14 protein-coding genes are annotated in these 16,382 nt (G+C 65.8%); 12 read left to right on the top strand and 2 right to left on the bottom strand.

Annotation, left to right across the window (positions count from 1 at the left end):
* Window positions 1-19 precede the first annotated feature (19 nt).
* The 3 genes from AC5V87_RS13900 to AC5V87_RS13890 all read left to right on the top strand — a co-directional run bounded on the left by AC5V87_RS13900 (window position 20) and on the right by AC5V87_RS13890 (window position 2,355).
* Window positions 20-445, top strand: coding sequence for a CBS domain-containing protein (locus tag AC5V87_RS13900; protein WP_495371306.1), 426 nt, complete (start codon window positions 20-22; stop codon window positions 443-445).
* A 105-nt stretch (window positions 446-550) separates the two neighbouring features.
* Window positions 551-1,570 (top strand): 2-dehydropantoate 2-reductase, encoded by a 1,020-nt coding sequence (locus tag AC5V87_RS13895; protein ID WP_495371305.1) that lies wholly within the window; start codon window positions 551-553, stop codon window positions 1,568-1,570.
* Window positions 1,570-2,355 (top strand): fumarylacetoacetate hydrolase family protein, encoded by a 786-nt coding sequence (locus AC5V87_RS13890; RefSeq protein ID WP_456839558.1) that lies wholly within the window; start codon window positions 1,570-1,572, stop codon window positions 2,353-2,355. The genes AC5V87_RS13895 and AC5V87_RS13890 overlap by 1 nt, the downstream gene beginning before the upstream one ends.
* Before the next feature lie 38 nt (window positions 2,356-2,393).
* Here the strand turns inward: AC5V87_RS13890 and AC5V87_RS13885 are convergent, their stop codons facing one another.
* On the bottom strand, window positions 2,394-2,792 hold the full coding sequence (locus AC5V87_RS13885) for a hypothetical protein (protein ID WP_456839559.1): 399 nt from the start codon (window positions 2,790-2,792) through the stop codon (window positions 2,394-2,396).
* A 237-nt stretch (window positions 2,793-3,029) separates the two neighbouring features.
* Between AC5V87_RS13885 and AC5V87_RS13880 the strand changes: the two genes are divergently transcribed.
* From AC5V87_RS13880 to AC5V87_RS13855, 6 genes are all read left to right on the top strand, one after another.
* A complete protein-coding gene (locus AC5V87_RS13880) occupies window positions 3,030-3,227 on the top strand; it encodes a hypothetical protein (RefSeq protein WP_495371304.1) in 198 nt (65 codons plus the stop codon).
* A 48-nt stretch (window positions 3,228-3,275) separates the two neighbouring features.
* Window positions 3,276-3,923 carry a hypothetical protein gene (locus AC5V87_RS13875; protein ID WP_495371303.1) on the top strand — a complete coding sequence of 216 codons (648 nt, stop codon included), beginning with the start codon at window positions 3,276-3,278 and terminating at the stop codon, window positions 3,921-3,923.
* 338 nt (window positions 3,924-4,261) lie between these two features.
* On the top strand, window positions 4,262-5,257 hold the full coding sequence (locus AC5V87_RS13870) for an NAD(P)H-dependent flavin oxidoreductase (RefSeq protein WP_456839562.1): 996 nt from the start codon (window positions 4,262-4,264) through the stop codon (window positions 5,255-5,257).
* A gap of 25 nt (window positions 5,258-5,282) precedes the next feature.
* On the top strand, window positions 5,283-6,251 hold the full coding sequence (locus tag AC5V87_RS13865; RefSeq protein ID WP_495371302.1) for a quinone oxidoreductase family protein: 969 nt from the start codon (window positions 5,283-5,285) through the stop codon (window positions 6,249-6,251).
* Between the two features lie 177 nt (window positions 6,252-6,428).
* Complete coding sequence (locus tag AC5V87_RS13860) at window positions 6,429-7,802, top strand: cation-efflux pump (protein WP_495371301.1); 1,374 nt, start codon at window positions 6,429-6,431, stop codon at window positions 7,800-7,802.
* Between the two features lie 215 nt (window positions 7,803-8,017).
* On the top strand, window positions 8,018-10,348 hold the full coding sequence (locus tag AC5V87_RS13855) for a PAS domain-containing sensor histidine kinase (protein WP_495371300.1): 2,331 nt from the start codon (window positions 8,018-8,020) through the stop codon (window positions 10,346-10,348).
* Window positions 10,349-10,350: 2 nt separating this feature from the next.
* Here the strand turns inward: AC5V87_RS13855 and AC5V87_RS13850 are convergent, their stop codons facing one another.
* The gene (locus AC5V87_RS13850) at window positions 10,351-11,244 is read right to left on the bottom strand and encodes a LysR family transcriptional regulator (protein ID WP_211401157.1); all 894 of its coding nucleotides are present in this window, start codon (window positions 11,242-11,244) and stop codon (window positions 10,351-10,353) included.
* A 224-nt stretch (window positions 11,245-11,468) separates the two neighbouring features.
* Here AC5V87_RS13850 and AC5V87_RS13845 point away from each other — a divergent pair, with 224 nt between their 5' ends.
* Genes AC5V87_RS13845 through fdhF form a run of 3 tightly spaced genes read left to right on the top strand, consistent with a single transcriptional unit; the run spans window position 11,469 to window position 16,382 of the window.
* Window positions 11,469-11,945 carry a formate dehydrogenase subunit gamma gene (locus AC5V87_RS13845; protein ID WP_495371299.1) on the top strand — a complete coding sequence of 159 codons (477 nt, stop codon included), beginning with the start codon at window positions 11,469-11,471 and terminating at the stop codon, window positions 11,943-11,945.
* On the top strand, window positions 11,942-13,498 hold the full coding sequence (locus AC5V87_RS13840; RefSeq protein WP_495371298.1) for a formate dehydrogenase beta subunit: 1,557 nt from the start codon (window positions 11,942-11,944) through the stop codon (window positions 13,496-13,498). Before AC5V87_RS13845 ends, AC5V87_RS13840 begins: the two co-directional genes overlap by 4 nt.
* A 10-nt stretch (window positions 13,499-13,508) precedes the next feature.
* Window positions 13,509-16,382, top strand: coding sequence for a formate dehydrogenase subunit alpha (fdhF, locus tag AC5V87_RS13835; protein ID WP_495371297.1), 2,874 nt, complete (start codon window positions 13,509-13,511; stop codon window positions 16,380-16,382).

Here is a 16,382-nt window from a genome sequence, read left to right as displayed (position 1 = left end):
TCACCCCAGGGAGGTCGCCATGCTGGTCGGAGACATTCTGCGCAAGAAGACGCCGCGCGTTGTCACGGTGCGAATGAACGAAACGGTGGGTATCGCCGCGAAGCTGATGCGCGCGAACAATATCAGCGCGCTGGTGGTCAAGGACGTGGTCCGCTCTGAAGGCAACACTGCGGTCGGCATGTTCACCGAGCGCGATGTGGTGCGCGCCGTCGCCGAGCACGGCGCGAATGCCATCAACGTCAAGGTCTCGCAGCTCGTCTCGGTGCAGCAACTGGTCTCCTGCACCTCCTCGGACACGATCGAGCACGTGCGGCACCTGATGAACCGTCATCACATCCGTCATCTGCCCGTGATCGACGATTACAGCCTCGTCTCCGTCATCAGCATGCGCGACATCGCCGCGGCCGTTGACGAAGCGACCAACTCGACGCCGCAAGCCGCCTAGCGCGGCACACACACTTCCGCTGCGACCACCGGCCCCGGCTCGGATCCTTCCGAGCCGGACCGGATCTTTCGTCCCAAAATTCCGGTCTCTGCTCGCGAGGATTTCATGAAGATCTGCATCTACGGCGCCGGCGCGATCGGCGGATATCTCGGGGTTCAGCTCGCGCGCGCTGGCGCGGACGTCAGTCTCGTCGCACGCGGCGCGCATCTCGCGGCGATGCGCGAGCGCGGCCTGACGCTGCTCGCCGGCGAGGAGACGCACACCGTGCATCCGCGCTGTACCGACGATCCTTCCGAGCTCGGCGTGCAGGACTACATCATCATCACGCTGAAGGCGCATTCGATCACCGGCGTGATCGAGAAGATGCAGCCGCTGCTCGGGCCGCACACCCGTATCGTCACCGCCGTCAACGGCATCCCCTATTGGTATTTCTACAAGCACGGCGGCCAGTACGAGAATTCGACGCTGGAGAGCATCGATCCCGGCGGACGGCAGTGGCGCGAGATCGGTGCCGAGCGCGCCATCGGCTGCATCGTCTATCCCGCCACCGAGATCGAGGCGCCGGGCGTGATCCGCCACGTCTACGGCAACAATTTCCCGCTCGGCGAGCCCTCAGGGGAGATCACCTCCGACGTGCAGCGCCTCGCCGATCTCTTCGTCGCGGCCGGCCTGAAGGCGCCGGTGCTCGACCGCATCCGCGACGAGATCTGGCTCAAGCTCTGGGGCAATGTCTGCTTCAACCCGATCAGCGCGCTGACCCATGCGACCCTCGACGTGATCTGCACCGATCCGTCCACGCGGGCGCTGTCGCGCGCGATCATGGTGGAGACGCAGGCGATCGCCGAAACGTTCGGCGTCAAATTCCGCGTCGACGTCGAGCGCCGCATCGAGGGCGCTCGCAAGGTCGGCGCGCACAAGACATCGATGCTCCAGGATCTCGAGCGCGGCCGCCCGATGGAGATCGATCCGCTCGTGACCGTGGTGCAGGAGATGGGCCGCCTGACCGGCATCGCTACGCCTGCGCTGGACTCGGTCCTGGCGATGGTGACCCAGCGCGCCCGCATCGCCGGTCTCTATGACGGCGTCGCGGCACCCGGCGATCCCCGTGCGCTGGCGGTGGCGTGATGGCGGACGAAGTGAATCACTGGCTGCGATTCCGGAATAATGGTGCGACCGGTTTCGGCACGCTGACGCCGTCAGGCATCAGCGTGCATGAAGGCGAGATGTTCGGCCGCCATGCCGCCACCGGCAAGACGCTGGCCCTGTCGGAAGTCGAGCTGCTCGCGCCCTGCGCGCCCAGCAAGATCGTCGCGCTCTGGAATAATTTCCACGCGCTCGCGGCGAAACTCAACCAGCCCGAGCCGCCGGAGCCGCTCTATCTGCTCAAGGCCACCACCACCATCGCCCCGCCCGGTACGGTGATCCGCCGCCCCTCTTATTACGACGGCAAGACCACCTATGAGGGCGAGCTCGGCATCGTCATCGGCAAGACCTGCGCCCGCGTCTCGCCCGCGGAAGCCGACGGCTTCATCTTCGGCTACACCTGCGTCAACGACATCACCGCCAACGACATCCTGACCCGCGACCCCACTTTTCCCCAGTGGGCCCGCGCCAAGGGCATCGACGACTACGGCCCGTTCGGCCCCGTCATCGCGACCGGCCTCGATCCGGCCAAGCTCGTTGTGCGCACCATCCTCAACGGCGCCGAGCGGCAGAACTATCCGATCTCGGACATGATCTTCTCGGCGCAGGAGCTGGTCAGCCGGATCTCGCACGACATGACGCTGCTGCCCGGCGACCTCATCGCAGTCGGGACATCGGTGGGCGTCGGCGTGATGAAGGAGCCGGTGAACACGGTGACGGTCGCGATCGAGGGCATCGGCGAGCTCACCAACGAATTCCGCCTCTAACTAAAGCGCGATGAAATCAGGATGAATCGTCACGCGCTTTAGCTTGTTGTTTGCGCATGATCTTTTCGGAAAACCGCTGCGCACTTTGCGCTGACGCGGCCCTTCGGGTCCGGATCATGCTGTAGCGGCTCCTTCATTCCCGGGCACAATTCCATCGTGACCTCGGAATGAAGGCTCGCCGGCCATTTCGCCGCAGCGCGGCAAAATTGATCCTGCGCAAATCGCGACGTCGCGGCCGCCATTATCCTTTCCGGCAACAGATCGATGTCTGATGCAAGGGAGGACGCCATGACGAATGCTGCCAATGCACTTTTGTGGACGGCTCTGTACTTTGTCCTCGCGTTCGCTGCGATCTTCGTGGTCTGGTTCGCCGACAAGATGCGCTCGAACTTCCTCGGGAAGTGATCGCGAGCGCTCGATGCCTTGCGCAAGGACATCGGCGGCATCTTCTCGATGATCAGGAACAGTTTGAACCGGATCGGGTGTGCGGCTTCGTAGGACCGGCATCGCACGTCCGAAACATCTGAACACATCACATCTGGGTTCGCCCGATCAATGCCGCCAACTTGTCCCGTGCGCGCCGCAACTTGGACGCATTCGGCCGCCTTTTTGTGAGGCGTGTCTGGGGGGCACGGCATGGCCGTGTTTGGACCAAACCTTTTAGGGGTGTCACTGTGAAGAAGATTGTATTTGTTCTGGGAGCAACGCTTGCTCTGGTGACGGCTGCGAACGCTGCGGATCTGCCGCGGCGCCAGCCCGTGCCGGCCTATCCGGCGGAGCAGGCCCCGATCGGCAAGATGCCGATTGGCAAGACCCCGGTTGGCAAGGCGCCGATCGGCAAGGCGCCCGGCCCGGTCGCGGCGCGTTACTGACGCATCAGCGGAATCTGCGCGAGCGGCCGGCAGTCGAGGGGGCACAGCGTGACGAACAAAGCTGATCGAACGGGATCCTGCATCATCGCGGGGGCCGCGCTCGCGGCCATGCTCGCTTGCACGACACCCTCGGCTTCGGCCCACGAAGCGAACAAGCGCATGGCGGACGCCAATGCGCTTGCTCCGGCCGGCACCGCCTCGCGACCGGCACCGCCATCGCGGCGCCCGGTCGCGCGCGCGGAGAAAGGTCCCTATTACGTCGACTTCCGTGCCCGCACGGCCGCGAGCTGGGGCCATGCCTTCGTCTGGTACGGCAAGACCAGCGAGAAAGCGGTCGAGGTCGCAGGGCTCACCCCCGCCGGCGACACGCTGGCTTACGTGCTCGGTCACATCACCTTTGTGCCGTCCGAGACCGGCGCCAGCTACGGCGATCTCGATCCGGAATATCTGACCGCGAGCTATCGCGTCTATCTCAACGAGGCCGACGCCAAGCGCGTGTTCGCCTATATCAAGAAATTGCAGGCGAGCTCGCCGGTCTGGAATGCCGAGACCGCCAACTGCACCGGCTTCATCGGCGACATCGCCGAGTTCATGGGACTAGAGGTCCCCAACCGCTGGCAGCGCCCGGAAAACTTCGTCAACCGCCTCAAGGAATTGAACGGCGGCCGGCAGATGGTGCGGCTGTCGGCGGAGTAGGGGCAGCCTAGGATCCGTGCCCCGGACGCAGCGCAGCGTTCCTTCGACGATGCGCTGCAGAGCCGGGGCCCATCTCTCAAAGTATCCGCGGAATGTGGGTCCCGGCTCTGCGCCGCAACGCCCTAGTGCGTCGAAGACGCGCGTGAACGCGCTGATGGCGTTGCAGCGCGTCCGGGACACGAGACCATCCAAATTATCCGCCCCGCGGAATCTCCTCATCCCCCGCATGAGCGCCCCGCCCTAACCGCACGTCCGCGCAATAGACTTTTGCCGACCCCGGCGGCATCCTCTCGCCATCAACCGATAACAGAGCGCCATACCGGCGGGGGAAACAGATCATGTTGCAGACACGGTTCACTGAGCTCGTCGGCGTCGAGCACCCGATCGTCCAGGGCGGCATGCAATGGGTCGGGCGGGCCGAGCTGGTCGCAGCCGTCGCCAATGCCGGCGCGCTCGGCTTCATGACGGCGCTGACCCAGCCGACGCCGGAGGACCTCACAAAAGAGATCGCGCGCTGCCGCGACCTCACCGACAAGCCCTTTGGCGTGAACCTCACCATCCTGCCCGCGATCAAGCCGCCGCCCTACGCCGAATACCGCGCCGCCATCATCGAGAGCGGCATCAAGGTGGTCGAGACCGCAGGCAACAAGCCGCAGGAGCATGTCGACGAGTTCAAAAAGCACGGCGTCAAGGTCGTGCACAAATGCACCAGCGTCCGCCACGCGTTGTCGGCCGAGCGGATGGGCGTCGACGCCATCTCGATCGACGGCTTCGAATGCGCCGGCCACCCCGGCGAGGACGACACCCCCGGCCTGATCCTGATCCCGGCCGCCGCCAACAAGGTCAAGATCCCGATGATCGCCTCAGGCGGGTTTGCCGACGCCCGCGGCCTCGTCGCCGCGCTGGCGCTGGGCGCCGACGGCATCAACATGGGCACCCGCTTCATGGCGACCAAGGAGAGCCCGATCCACCAGCTCATCAAGGAGAAGATCGTCGCCAATGACGAGCGCGAGACCGAGCTGATCTTCCGCACCATGCGCAACACCTCCCGCGTCGCCAAGAACGAGATCTCGACCAAGGTCGTCGCCATGGAAAAGGAAGGCGCCAGGTTCGAGGACATCCGCGAGCTCGTTGCAGGAGCCCGCGGCAAGATGGTCTACGCCACCGGCAATTCGGACGAGGGCATCTGGTCGGCCGGACAGGTGCAGGGGCTGATCCAGGACATCCCGAGCTGCGCCGAGCTGATCTCCCGCATCGTGCGTGAAGCCGAAGCGATCATCAGGAACAGGCTCGAAGGCATGATCGTTCATCCGAGCGCGCAAGCGGCGGAATAATCACTGCAAGAAGCGAGAGCAATTGATGAAGGCTTACGTCTACGGCCCTGAAGGCGCTCAGATTTCCGACGTTCCTCAACCTAAGCCCAACGGCACGCAAGTGCTGGTGCGCGTGCGCGCCTGCGGCCTCAACCGCGCCGACACCGGCATGCGCAAGGGCCACGCCCATGGCGCGGCCGGCGGTGTCGGCACCGTGCTCGGGATGGAATGGGCCGGCGAAGTCGCCGAGCTCGGACCGGACGCGAAGGGCGTCAAGGTCGGGGATCGCATCATGGGATCGGGCGCCGCGGCGTTCGCCGAGTATACGCTGGCCGATCACGGCCGGCTGTTCCGCGCCCCCGCGAACATGAGTTTCGAGGAGGCCGCCACCCTGCCTCTCGCACTCACGACCATGCACAACGCCGTCGTCACCGTCGGCGGCGTGCAGCCGGGACAAGCCGTGCTGATCCAGGGCGCGAGCTCCGGCGTCGGCCTGATGGCGATGCAGATTGCAAAGCTGAAGGGCGCAAAGCTCGTGATCGGCTCCTCGACCGATGCCTACCGCCGCGGCCGGCTGAAGGAATACGGCGCCGACCTCGCCGTCGATTCCTCCGACACCAAATGGGTCGACGAGGTGCTGAAGGCGACCGGGGGCGAAGGCGTCGACCTCATCGTCGACCAGGTCTCCGGCAAGGTTGCGAACCAAAACCTCGCCGCGACCAAGGTCCTGGGCCGCATCGTCAATGTCGGCCGGCTCGGCGGCACTCATGCCGACTTCAACTTCGACCTGCATGCGGCGCGCCGCATCTCCTATATCGGCGTCACCTTTCGCACCCGCACCATCGAGGAGGTCCGTGAGATCTTCGAGGAGGTCAGGAAGGACATCTGGGGCGCGGTCGAGTCCCGCAAGCTGCAGCTGCCGATCGACAAGGTCTATGGGTTCGACGACATCGACAAGGCGTTCGAGCACATGGAGGCGAACAAGCACCTGGGCAAGATCGTGGTGACGGTGTAAGGGGCGCCCGTCATTCCGGGGCGGTCCGCAGGACCGAACCCGGAATCTCGGGATTCCGGGTTCGCCTTCGGCGCCCCGGAATGACGGTGGTGAGAGGCATCCGCTCCTGCAACTCACTTGCGACTATAGCTGTGGATCGTCGCTTGATGTTCGGCCTCGCCCTGCTACATCCCCGCCATGACCTCCCAGCACAACAAGACCTCGGTCGCCGCGATCTCGATCTTCGCCAGCGGCGGCATGGCGGCGGCCAAGCTCGTGGTCGGGATCGCGATCGGCTCGCTGGCGCTGATCTCCGAGGCCCTGCACTCCTCGATCGACCTCGTCGCGACCATCATCACCTGGGCGGTGGTGCGGGTCTCCGACAAGCCGGCGGACGAGGAGCACCATTACGGCCACGGCAAGCTGGAGAGCATCTCCGCGCTGGGCGTCACCGCCCTGCTTTACGTGCTCGCCGGCGGCATCCTGGTCGAGGCCTATGGGCGCCTGCGCGAGGGAACCCCGCCGCCGACGATTTCGGCCGTGCCGTTCGTCGTGCTGGTGATCGACATCCTCGTCAATCTCTGGCGCGCCCGTGCCCTGGACCGGGCCGCGCGGGAAACCAGGAGCCAGGCGCTCGCCGCCGACGCGCTGCATTTCGCCTCCGACGTGATGGGTTCACTCGCCGTGATCGTGGGCCTGATCCTCGCCGCCCTCGGGTTCTGGTGGGGCGACGCCGCCGCCGCCGCTGCGGTCGCGGTGATGATCGCCCTGCTCGGCCTGCGCATGGCCGGCTCGACCGTGCAGACGCTGGTCGACCGCGCCCCCGAAGGCGCGCAGGAGAAGGCCACTGCCGCGATCCGCAGCGTGCCCGGCGTGATCGGCGTCGAGCGACTGCGCGTGCGCATGGTCGGCGCGACCACCTTCATCGACACCATCGCCAAGGTGCCGCGGACCTATCCGATCGACCGTGTCGAGAGCATCAAGCGCAACGCGGAAGCCGCCGTCACCAAGGCCTTCGGCGACGCCGATCTCACCTTCACCGCCGTTCCCGTCGCGCGCGACAACGAGACCGTGCGCGACCGCATCATGGTGATCGCGCGCAATTCGGGCCTCGCCATCCATCACGTCACGGTGCACGATCTCGGCGCCAAGCTGATCGTCAGCATCGACCTCGAGGTCGACGCCGGGATGCAGCTCGAGGCCGCCCACGACATCGCCAACACGCTGGAGCGCAACATCCAGGAGGAGTTCGGCGAGGACGTCGAGGTCGACGTCCATATCGAGCCGCTGGAGCCGGAACTGCCGTTCGGCGTCGACGCCGCGCCGGAGCGGGTGCAGACCATCGCCACTGCGCTCGCGGAGTTCGCCGGCGAAGGCGAGATCCACGACATCCATAATGTGCGCGTGCGCAACACCGACGCCGGCGAGATCGTCAACTTCCACTGCCGCGCCGCGCCGTCGATGAGCGTGATCAAGGTGCACGAGCATGTCGACGCGATCGAGCGCGCACTGCGCCGCGCGTTCCCGAGCGTGAAGCGCGTCATCAGTCACGCCGAGCCGCCGCGCGCGTGATGCAGAACGTGGCGAGGAGTCACACGTTCTCGTTTCGGACTCCTCGTGCACGTCGATTTGCGGAGCTAAGACGCGCGAACTCTGCATTGGATAAGAATTATTTCGCGTTAACGTTTCGTTGACTCTCGACAGCCTGCGCAAACTGGATTCAAATCGGTGTGATTCGAAAGCGACGTGGGGCTGCTTTCGAAACTCGTTTTCAGGGGGCCGAAGGCATGTCGCGTGCAGACGCCGCGAACGCGTGCGTCCAATCCGATTCGATCAAGGGATTGGCGCAATCGATCGCGAAACCTGCCTACCACCGACTCCTGATCGCGGAGCCGGCGTTGCGCCGCGCCGTGCCGACGCTCATCATCGCTTTCCTGATCACCATCTGCCTCGGCGCGTTCGTGCAGGTCGTCGACCAGACGCGCCAGAAGCGGCTGGCGATCCGGCACGACATCTCCGCGCTCGCCGACCTGCTCGCCGAACGCATCGACCGCCTCGCCTCGTCGCGGGTGGAGCGGCAGAAGAACATCGAGCGCCTGCCGACGCTGCTGCCCGACCTCATCCCGTCCTGGGGCATGGCCGCGGGCCGCCACGTCATCGTCACCTCGGCGGGCATCGACCGCCGCATCCTCGCCCGCATTCCGATCGACAGCGACCCTTCCGGCAATGACCGCCTGCTCGATGCCATCACTACGGCGCAGCTGCTCGCGGCGCCGCCGCGCGACGGCAACATCTCCGACATGACGCTGCCGGGCGGCAACGCCGCAATGGCGACCTCGCGGCAGATCAAGTCGATGCCCGGCTTCGTCACCGTGATCCAGGAGCGCAACGAGCCGATCTGGGGCTCGGACGCCGCGCTCTCGGTGACGCTGTCGGCCACCACCGGCTTCGTCGTCCTGATCCTCGGCTTCGCCTTCCATTGGCAGTCCACCCGCGCACGCGAAGGCGACCTCATCAACGACGCCGTGCGCGGCCGCATCGACACCGCGCTCAACCGCGGCCGCTGCGGCCTGTGGGACTGGGACCTGTCGCGCGGCCGGATCTTCTGGTCGCAGTCGATGTTCTCGATGCTCGGCCTCGACGGCCGCAACGAGCTCCTCACCTTCGGCGAGGTCAACGCGCTGGTGAAGTCCGACGACATCGACCTGTTCGAGATCGCCGACCAGCTCATCTCCGAGAAGATCGACCACATCGACCAGACCTTCCGCATGCAGCATGTCGACGGCCACTGGATCTGGCTCCGCGTCCGCTGCGAGAAGACGCGCGGGGCGACCGATTCCAGCGTGCACCTGATCGGCATCGCGGTCGACATCACCGAGCAGAAGAGCCTTGCCGAGAAGACGGTGGAAGCCGATCTGCGCCTGCGCGACGCGATCGAGACTATCCCGGAAGCCTTCGTGCTGTGGGACGCCGGCGACCGCCTCGTGCTCTGCAACTCGCACTTCCAGCGCCTGCACAAGCTGCCCGACAGCGCCGTCATCCCCGGCACCTCCTACGAGACCGTGCTCGAGGTCGGCCGCATGCCGGAGGTTCGCACCCGCCACAACGAGACCGGTGCGCAAGGTCCGGGCGCCCGCACCTTCGAGGCGCAGCTCGACGACGGCAGCTGGCTGCACATCAGCGAGCGCCGTACCAAGGACGGCGGCTACGTTTCGGTCGGCACCGACATCACCCGCATCAAGGAGCACGAGCAGAAGCTGGTCGACAACGATCTGCGCCTGCGCGCCACCGTCATCGACCTCAAGCGCTCGCAGGCCGCGCTGGAGCGCCAGGCCGTGGAGCTCGCGGACCTTGCCGAGAAATATCAGCGCGAGAAGACCCGTGCCGAGGAAGCCAACCAGACCAAGTCGAAATTCCTCGCCAATATGAGCCACGAGCTGCGCACGCCGCTCAACGCCATCATCGGCTTCTCTGAGATCATGGGCTCAGGCATGTTCGGCGAGCTCGGCAGCGAGAAGTACCAGGAATACTGCCAGGACATCCTGACCAGCGGCCACTACCTGCTCGAGGTCATCAACGACATCCTCGACATGTCCAAGATCGAGGCCGGGCGCATGAAGCTCGACATGGAAGAGCTCGACCTGTCGCAGACGCTGGCGGAATCCTTACGCGTCGTCACCGGCCGGGCCCAGGACAAGCACCTGACGCTGGATGCCGACATCGCGAAATCCATCTCGGTCGTGGCCGACCGCCGCGCCACCAAGCAGATCATCGTCAATCTCTTGTCCAACGCGGTGAAGTTCACGCCCGACGGCGGCCGCGTCGTGGTGCGCAGCCGCCAGCTCGACGACAAGGTCGTGCTGATGATCGCCGACACCGGCATCGGCATCGCTGCGCATTCGCTGGCGCGGCTTGGCCGCCCGTTCGAGCAGGTCGAGAGCCAGCTCACCAAGACCTATCACGGCTCGGGCCTTGGCCTTGCCATCGCCCGCTCGCTGGCGCAGCTTCACGGCGGCTCGATGCGGCTGCGCTCGAAGATCGGGGTCGGCACCGTGGTCCGCGTCACCCTGCCGCGCGACGCCATCAGGGCGGCGACCGGGATATCAGCGGCGGCGTAGAATTACAGCTGCAGCGAGGGCGCGACCTCGCGCGCGACATTGACCAGCGCGGCGATCAGCGGCGTCATGGGATCGCGCTGCGGGATCACCATGCCGATGCTGTAATTGACCTCGGGATCGACGATCGGGATCGAGCGCACCGTATCCGATAAGCCAAGAGTCTCGGCGAGCTTGGCCGGCATCACGCTGGCCCAGCGCCCCGTCTTCACATGCGTGAACAGCACCAGCAGGGAGTTCGAGGTCAAGGTCGGCGTCGCCTCCGCGCCGACCGAGCGCAGCGCGCGGTCGATGATGCGGCGGTTCTGCATGTCGGGCGTGAGCAGGCACAGCGGCACCTGCCCGACCTCGGTCCAGGTCACCGTCTCGCGGTCGCCGAACATGGCATCGGGCGCGGTGAGCAGGCGGTAACTCTCGTTGTAGAGCGGGATGGTGCGCACCTTGCCGATCGGCTCGTTCTCGATATAGGTCAGCCCCGCATCGACCTCAAGATTTTCGAGCAGGCCCAGCACCTCCGACGAGGTCGTGGACTGGATGCGGAAGCGCACCTCGGGATGCCGCGCGCGGAACGGCGTCGTCAGCGCAGCGACCATGCCGAGCACGGTCGGGATCGCCGCGATGCGGATCTCGCCGGAGAGCTGGTGCTTGAGCCCGTTGATCTCGTCGCGCATAGCGCGGGCATCGCCCACGATCCGCCGCGCCCAATCCAGCGCTCGCTCGCCTTCGGGCGTGAACCCCTGGAAGCGCGAGCCGCGCTGGACCAGCATCACGCCGAGGATCTCCTCGAGCTGCTTCAGCCCGGTCGACATCGTCGGCTGGGTCACGCCGCAGGCTTCTGCCGCGCGACCAAAGTGCCGTTCCTTCGCCAGCGCCAGCAGCAGTTCAAGCTTGTCGATCAACCGGACGTCCCCTCGAATTCTGTCGTCGCATGCAAGCTAGCATGTCGGGCCTGCACCGACACGCAAAAACCGGCAGCCGATACAACCTTCATTACCATTTCGTATCGATCAATTGCGGTTGCAAATCGATCAGAATTCGCAATCGCAGCATGAGACAGCTTTATTGATCTTCGAATGATTCCAAATAGTTTGCGAGGGAGAAACGCTCCGGTTGAGAACGAAGAATGACAACGCTTCACGAGCTTTGGGACGAGACGCGCGGCGCCGAGATCATCGCCGAACATGCGAAGCAGGAGGGCGCAACGCTCGTCGTCCTGCATGCGCTTCAGGAGGCCTTCGGCTACGTGCCGGAGGCGGCGATTCCCATGGTCGCGCAGGCGCTCAATCTGTCGCGCGCCGAGGTGCACGGCGTTTTCACCTTCTATCATGATTTCCGCCGCAAGCCGGCCGGCCGCCATGTGCTGAAGCTGTGCCGCGCCGAAGCTTGCCAAGCTGCGGGCGGTGATGCGCTGGCCGCGCGCGCCGAAACGAAGCTTGGCATCTCGATTGGCAACACCACCGCCGATGAGCGCGTCACGCTGGAGCCGATCTACTGCCTCGGCCTGTGCGCGACCGCGCCGTCCGCCATGCTCGACGGCCGCGTCATTGGCCGGCTCGACGAGAAGCGCCTCGATGCCCTGGTCGCGGAGGCACAGCGATGAGCATGCGTCTCTTCGTCTCGCGCGATGCAGGTGCGGTCGCCGTCGGCGCCGACGAGGTCGCGCTGGCGCTGGCACACGCTGCCGCCAAGCGCGGCATTGCCGTCGAGATCGTCAGGACCGGCTCGCGCGGCATGTATTGGCTGGAGCCGCTGGTCGAGGTCGCGACACCGCAGGGCCGCATCGCCTTCGGCCCCGTGACCGAGACCGACGTGCCTTCCCTGCTCGATGCGCTCGCCAGCAACACGCCGCATCTGTTGCGGCTCGGCGCGACCGACGAGATCCCCTGGCTGAAGCGCCAGACCCGCCTCACCTTCGCGCGCTGCGGCGTGATCGATCCGCGCTCGCTCGACGACTACCGCACCCAGGGCGGCTACAAGGGTTTTGAGCGCGCACTCTCGCTCGGCCCGGATGAGATCCTGAACGAAGTCACCGCATCCGGCCTGCGCGGCCGCGGCGGCGCGGGCTTTCCGACCGGCATCAAGTGGAAGACGGTTGCGCAGACGAAGGCCGATCGCAAGTTCATCGTCTGCAACGCCGACGAAGGCGACAGCGGCACCTTCGCCGACCGCATGATCATGGAAGGCGATCCCTTCCTGGTGATCGAAGGCATGACCATCGCCGGCATCACGGTCGGCGCGGCCAAGGGCTACATCTACATCCGCAGCGAATATCCGCACGCCGTCGAGGCGATGAACGCGGCGATCAACGCCGCGAAGCGGGGCGGCTATCTCGGCGACAAGATCGGCGGCTCCGCCTACAGCTTCAATCTCGAAGTCCGCGTCGGCGCCGGCGCCTATGTCTGCGGCGAGGAGACCTCGCTGCTGGAGAGCCTGGAAGGCCGTCGGGGCATCGTGCGCGCAAAACCGCCGCTGCCGGCGCATCACGGCCTGTTCGGCAAGCCGACCGTCATCAACAACGTGCTGTCGTTCGCGGCGATCCCCTTCATCCTCGCCGAAGGCGCCAAGGCCCATGCCGATTTCGGCATGGGCCGCTCGCGCGGCACGATGCCGATCCAGCTCGCCGGCAATATCCGCTACGGCGGGCTGTTCGAGACCGCGTTCGGCGTGACGCTCGGCGATCTCGTCGACGACATCGGTGGCGGCACCGCAACCGGCCGCCCGGTCCGCGCGGTGCAGGTCGGTGGCCCGCTCGGCGCCTATTTTCCGCGCGCCCTGTTCGACACGCCGTTCGACTACGAGGCGTTCGCGGCGCGCGACGGCCTGATCGGCCATGGCGGCGTCGTCGTGTTCGACGACAGCGTCGACATGCGCAGGCAGGCGCGTTTCGCGATGGAGTTCTGCGCCGTCGAATCCTGTGGCAAGTGCACCCCGTGCCGGATCGGCTCGACCCGCGGCGTCGAGACCATCGAGAAGATCATCAACGGCGAGCGCGTCCATGAAAATCTCGCGCTCGTCGAGGACCTTTGCAACACCATGAAATTCGGCTCGCTCTGCGCACTCGGCGGCTTCACGCCCTACCCCGTGCTCAGCGCATTGAAGCACTTCCGGGAGGATTTTGTCCCGGCGCCAACCACGCTTCAGGCCGCGGAATAGGAGAACGACAATGTCTCTGATCGAGGAAATCGACTACGGCACGCCGCGCTCCAAATCGGAAACGATGGTCACGCTGACCATCGACGGCAACCAGGTGAAGGTGCCCGAGGGCACCTCGATCATGCGGGCCGCGATGGACGCCGGCCATCAGATCCCGAAGCTCTGCGCCACCGACATGGTCGACGCCTTCGGCTCCTGCCGGCTCTGCCTCGTCGAGATCGAAGGCCGTGCCGGCACGCCGGCCTCCTGCACCACGCCGGTCATGAACGGTCTCGTGGTTCACACCCAGACCGAGCGGCTGAAGAAGCTGCGCAAGGGCGTGATGGAGCTCTACATCTCCGACCATCCGCTCGACTGCCTCACCTGCGGCGCCAATGGCGATTGCGAATTGCAGGACATGGCCGGCGCCGTCGGCCTGCGCGACGTACGCTACGGCTATGAGGGGGAGAACCACGTCTTCGCCAAGACGAACGGCTGCAGCAACGAGCACTGGATGCCGAAGGACGAGTCAAACCCGTACTTCACCTATGATCCCTCCAAGTGCATCGTCTGCTCGCGCTGCGTCCGCGCCTGCGAGGAGGTGCAAGGCACCTTCGCGCTGACCATCTCCGGCCGCGGCTTCGACAGCCGCGTCTCGCCCGGCATGAGCGAGAGTTTCCTCGGCTCCGAATGCGTCTCCTGCGGCGCCTGCGTGCAGGCCTGCCCGACCGCGACGCTGACGGAAAAATCCGTCATCGAGATCGGCCAGCCCGAACATTCGGTCGTCACCACCTGCGCCTATTGCGGCGTCGGCTGCGCCTTCAAGGCCGAGATGCGCGGCGAGGAAGTCGTGCGCATGGTGCCGTACAAGGACGGCAAGGCCAATCGCGGCCATTCCTGCGTCAAGGGCCGCTTCGCCTGGGGCTACACCAACCACAAGGAACGCATCCTCAAGCCGATGATCCGCGAGCGGATCGAGGATCCCTGGAAGGAAGTGTCCTGGGACGAGGCGTTCTCGTTCGCCGCGTCGAAGATGCGCGGCATCCAGAAGAAGTATGGCCGCGACGCCATCGGCGGCATCACTTCGTCCCGCTGCACCAATGAAGAGACCTATCTGGTGCAGAAGCTGATCCGCGCCGGCTTCGGCAACAACAATGTCGACACCTGCGCCCGCGTCTGCCACTCCCCGACCGGCTACGGCCTTGCCACCACTTTCGGCACCTCGGCCGGCACGCAGGATTTCGACTCGGTCGAGGACACCGATGTCGTCGTCGTGATCGGCGCCAACCCGGCCTCCGCTCACCCCGTGTTCGCCTCGCGCCTGAAGAAGCGGCTGCGCCAGGGCGCAAAACTGATCGTGATCGATCCGCGCCGCACCGAGATGGTGGAATCGCCGCATGTGAGGGCGCTGCACCTGCCCCTGATGCCCGGCACCAACGTTGCGGTGATGACCGCGCTGGCGCATGTCATCGTCACCGAAGGCCTCGTCAACGAAGCCTTCGTGCGCGAGCGTTGTGACTGGGCCGAGTTCGAGGAATGGGCCGCCTTTGTCGCGCAGCCGAACAACAGCCCGGAAGCCACGGCCATCCTGACAGGCGTCGATCCCAAGCTGCTGCGCGAGGCAGCCCGCATCTACGCCACCGGCGGCAACGGCGCGATCTATTACGGCCTCGGCGTCACCGAGCACAGCCAAGGCTCGACCACCGTGATCGCGATCGCCAACCTCGCCATGGCGACCGGCAATATCGGCCGTCCCGGGGTCGGCGTGAACCCGCTGCGCGGCCAGAACAACGTGCAAGGCTCCTGCGACATGGGCTCGTTCCCGCACGAGCTGCCTGGCTACCGCCACATCTCGGGCGATGCCGTGCGCGACCAGTTCGAAGCGCTGTGGAACGTCAAGCTCAACCCAGAGCCGGGCCTGCGCATCCCCAACATGTTCGATGCCGCGGTCGAAGGCACCTTCATGGGCATCTATGTGCAGGGCGAGGACATCCTGCAGTCCGATCCCAACACCAGCCACGTGGTGGCGGCGCTGTCGGCGATGGAATGCGTTATCGTCCACGACCTGTTCCTGAACGAGACCGCGAACTACGCCCACGTCTTCCTGCCCGGCTCGAGCTTCCTGGAGAAGGACGGCACCTTCACCAATGCCGAGCGCCGCATCCAGCGCGTGCGCAAGGTGGTGACGCCGAAGAACGGCATGGCCGACTGGGAGGTCACCATCGGCCTTGCCAAGGCGATGGGCTTCGAGATGAACTACAGCCACCCCTCGGAGATCATGGACGAGATCGCGGCGCTGACACCGACCTTTGCCGGCGTCTCCTACGCCAAGCTGGACGAGCTCGGCTCGGTGCAATGGCCCTGCAACGAGAAGGCGCCCGCGGGCACGCCTGTGATGCATATCGACGGCTTCGTCCGCGGCAAGGGCAAGTTCGTCGTCACTGAATATGTCGCGACCGACGAGCGCACCGGCCCGCGCTATCCGCTGCTGCTGACCACCGGCCGCATTCTCAGCCAGTACAATGTCGGCGCGCAGACGAGGCGCACCGAGAACGTGGTCTGGCATGCCGAGGACCGGCTCGAGATCCATCCGCACGACGCCGAGCAACGCGGCGTCCGCGACGGCGACTGGGTGCGGCTGAAGAGCCGCGCCGGCGAAACCACGCTGCGCGCGGAGATCACCGACCGCGTCGCGCCCGGCGTCGTCTACACCACCTTCCATCACCCGGACACGCAGGCCAACGTCATCACCACGGACTATTCGGACTGGGCGACCAACTGCCCCGAATACAAGGTGACGGCGGTGCAAGTCTCGCCGTCGAACGGCCCGTCCGACTGGCAGAAGGCCTATGACGCGCAGGCGCGGCATTCCCGCCGCATCGCGCCGGCCGAGGCCGCGGAGTAA

Source organism: Bradyrhizobium sp. SOJA106, assembly GCF_059448745.1.
This window is presented reverse-complemented; position numbering and strand designations above follow the sequence as displayed.

Coding starts and splice junctions, on each gene's coding strand:
- AC5V87_RS13900 (WP_495371306.1), top strand. CDS start 20: ATGCTGGTCGGAGACATTCTGCGCAAGAAGACGCCGCGCGTTGTCACG.
- AC5V87_RS13895 (WP_495371305.1), top strand. CDS start 551: ATGAAGATCTGCATCTACGGCGCCGGCGCGATCGGCGGATATCTCGGG.
- AC5V87_RS13890 (WP_456839558.1), top strand. CDS start 1,570: ATGGCGGACGAAGTGAATCACTGGCTGCGATTCCGGAATAATGGTGCG.
- AC5V87_RS13885 (WP_456839559.1), bottom strand. CDS start 2,792: ATGTCCTTGCGCAAGGCATCGAGCGCTCGCGATCACTTCCCGAGGAAG.
- AC5V87_RS13870 (WP_456839562.1), top strand. CDS start 4,262: ATGTTGCAGACACGGTTCACTGAGCTCGTCGGCGTCGAGCACCCGATC.
- AC5V87_RS13865 (WP_495371302.1), top strand. CDS start 5,283: ATGAAGGCTTACGTCTACGGCCCTGAAGGCGCTCAGATTTCCGACGTT.
- AC5V87_RS13860 (WP_495371301.1), top strand. CDS start 6,429: ATGACCTCCCAGCACAACAAGACCTCGGTCGCCGCGATCTCGATCTTC.
- AC5V87_RS13855 (WP_495371300.1), top strand. CDS start 8,018: ATGTCGCGTGCAGACGCCGCGAACGCGTGCGTCCAATCCGATTCGATC.
- AC5V87_RS13845 (WP_495371299.1), top strand. CDS start 11,469: ATGACAACGCTTCACGAGCTTTGGGACGAGACGCGCGGCGCCGAGATC.
- AC5V87_RS13840 (WP_495371298.1), top strand. CDS start 11,942: ATGAGCATGCGTCTCTTCGTCTCGCGCGATGCAGGTGCGGTCGCCGTC.
- fdhF (WP_495371297.1), top strand. CDS start 13,509: ATGTCTCTGATCGAGGAAATCGACTACGGCACGCCGCGCTCCAAATCG.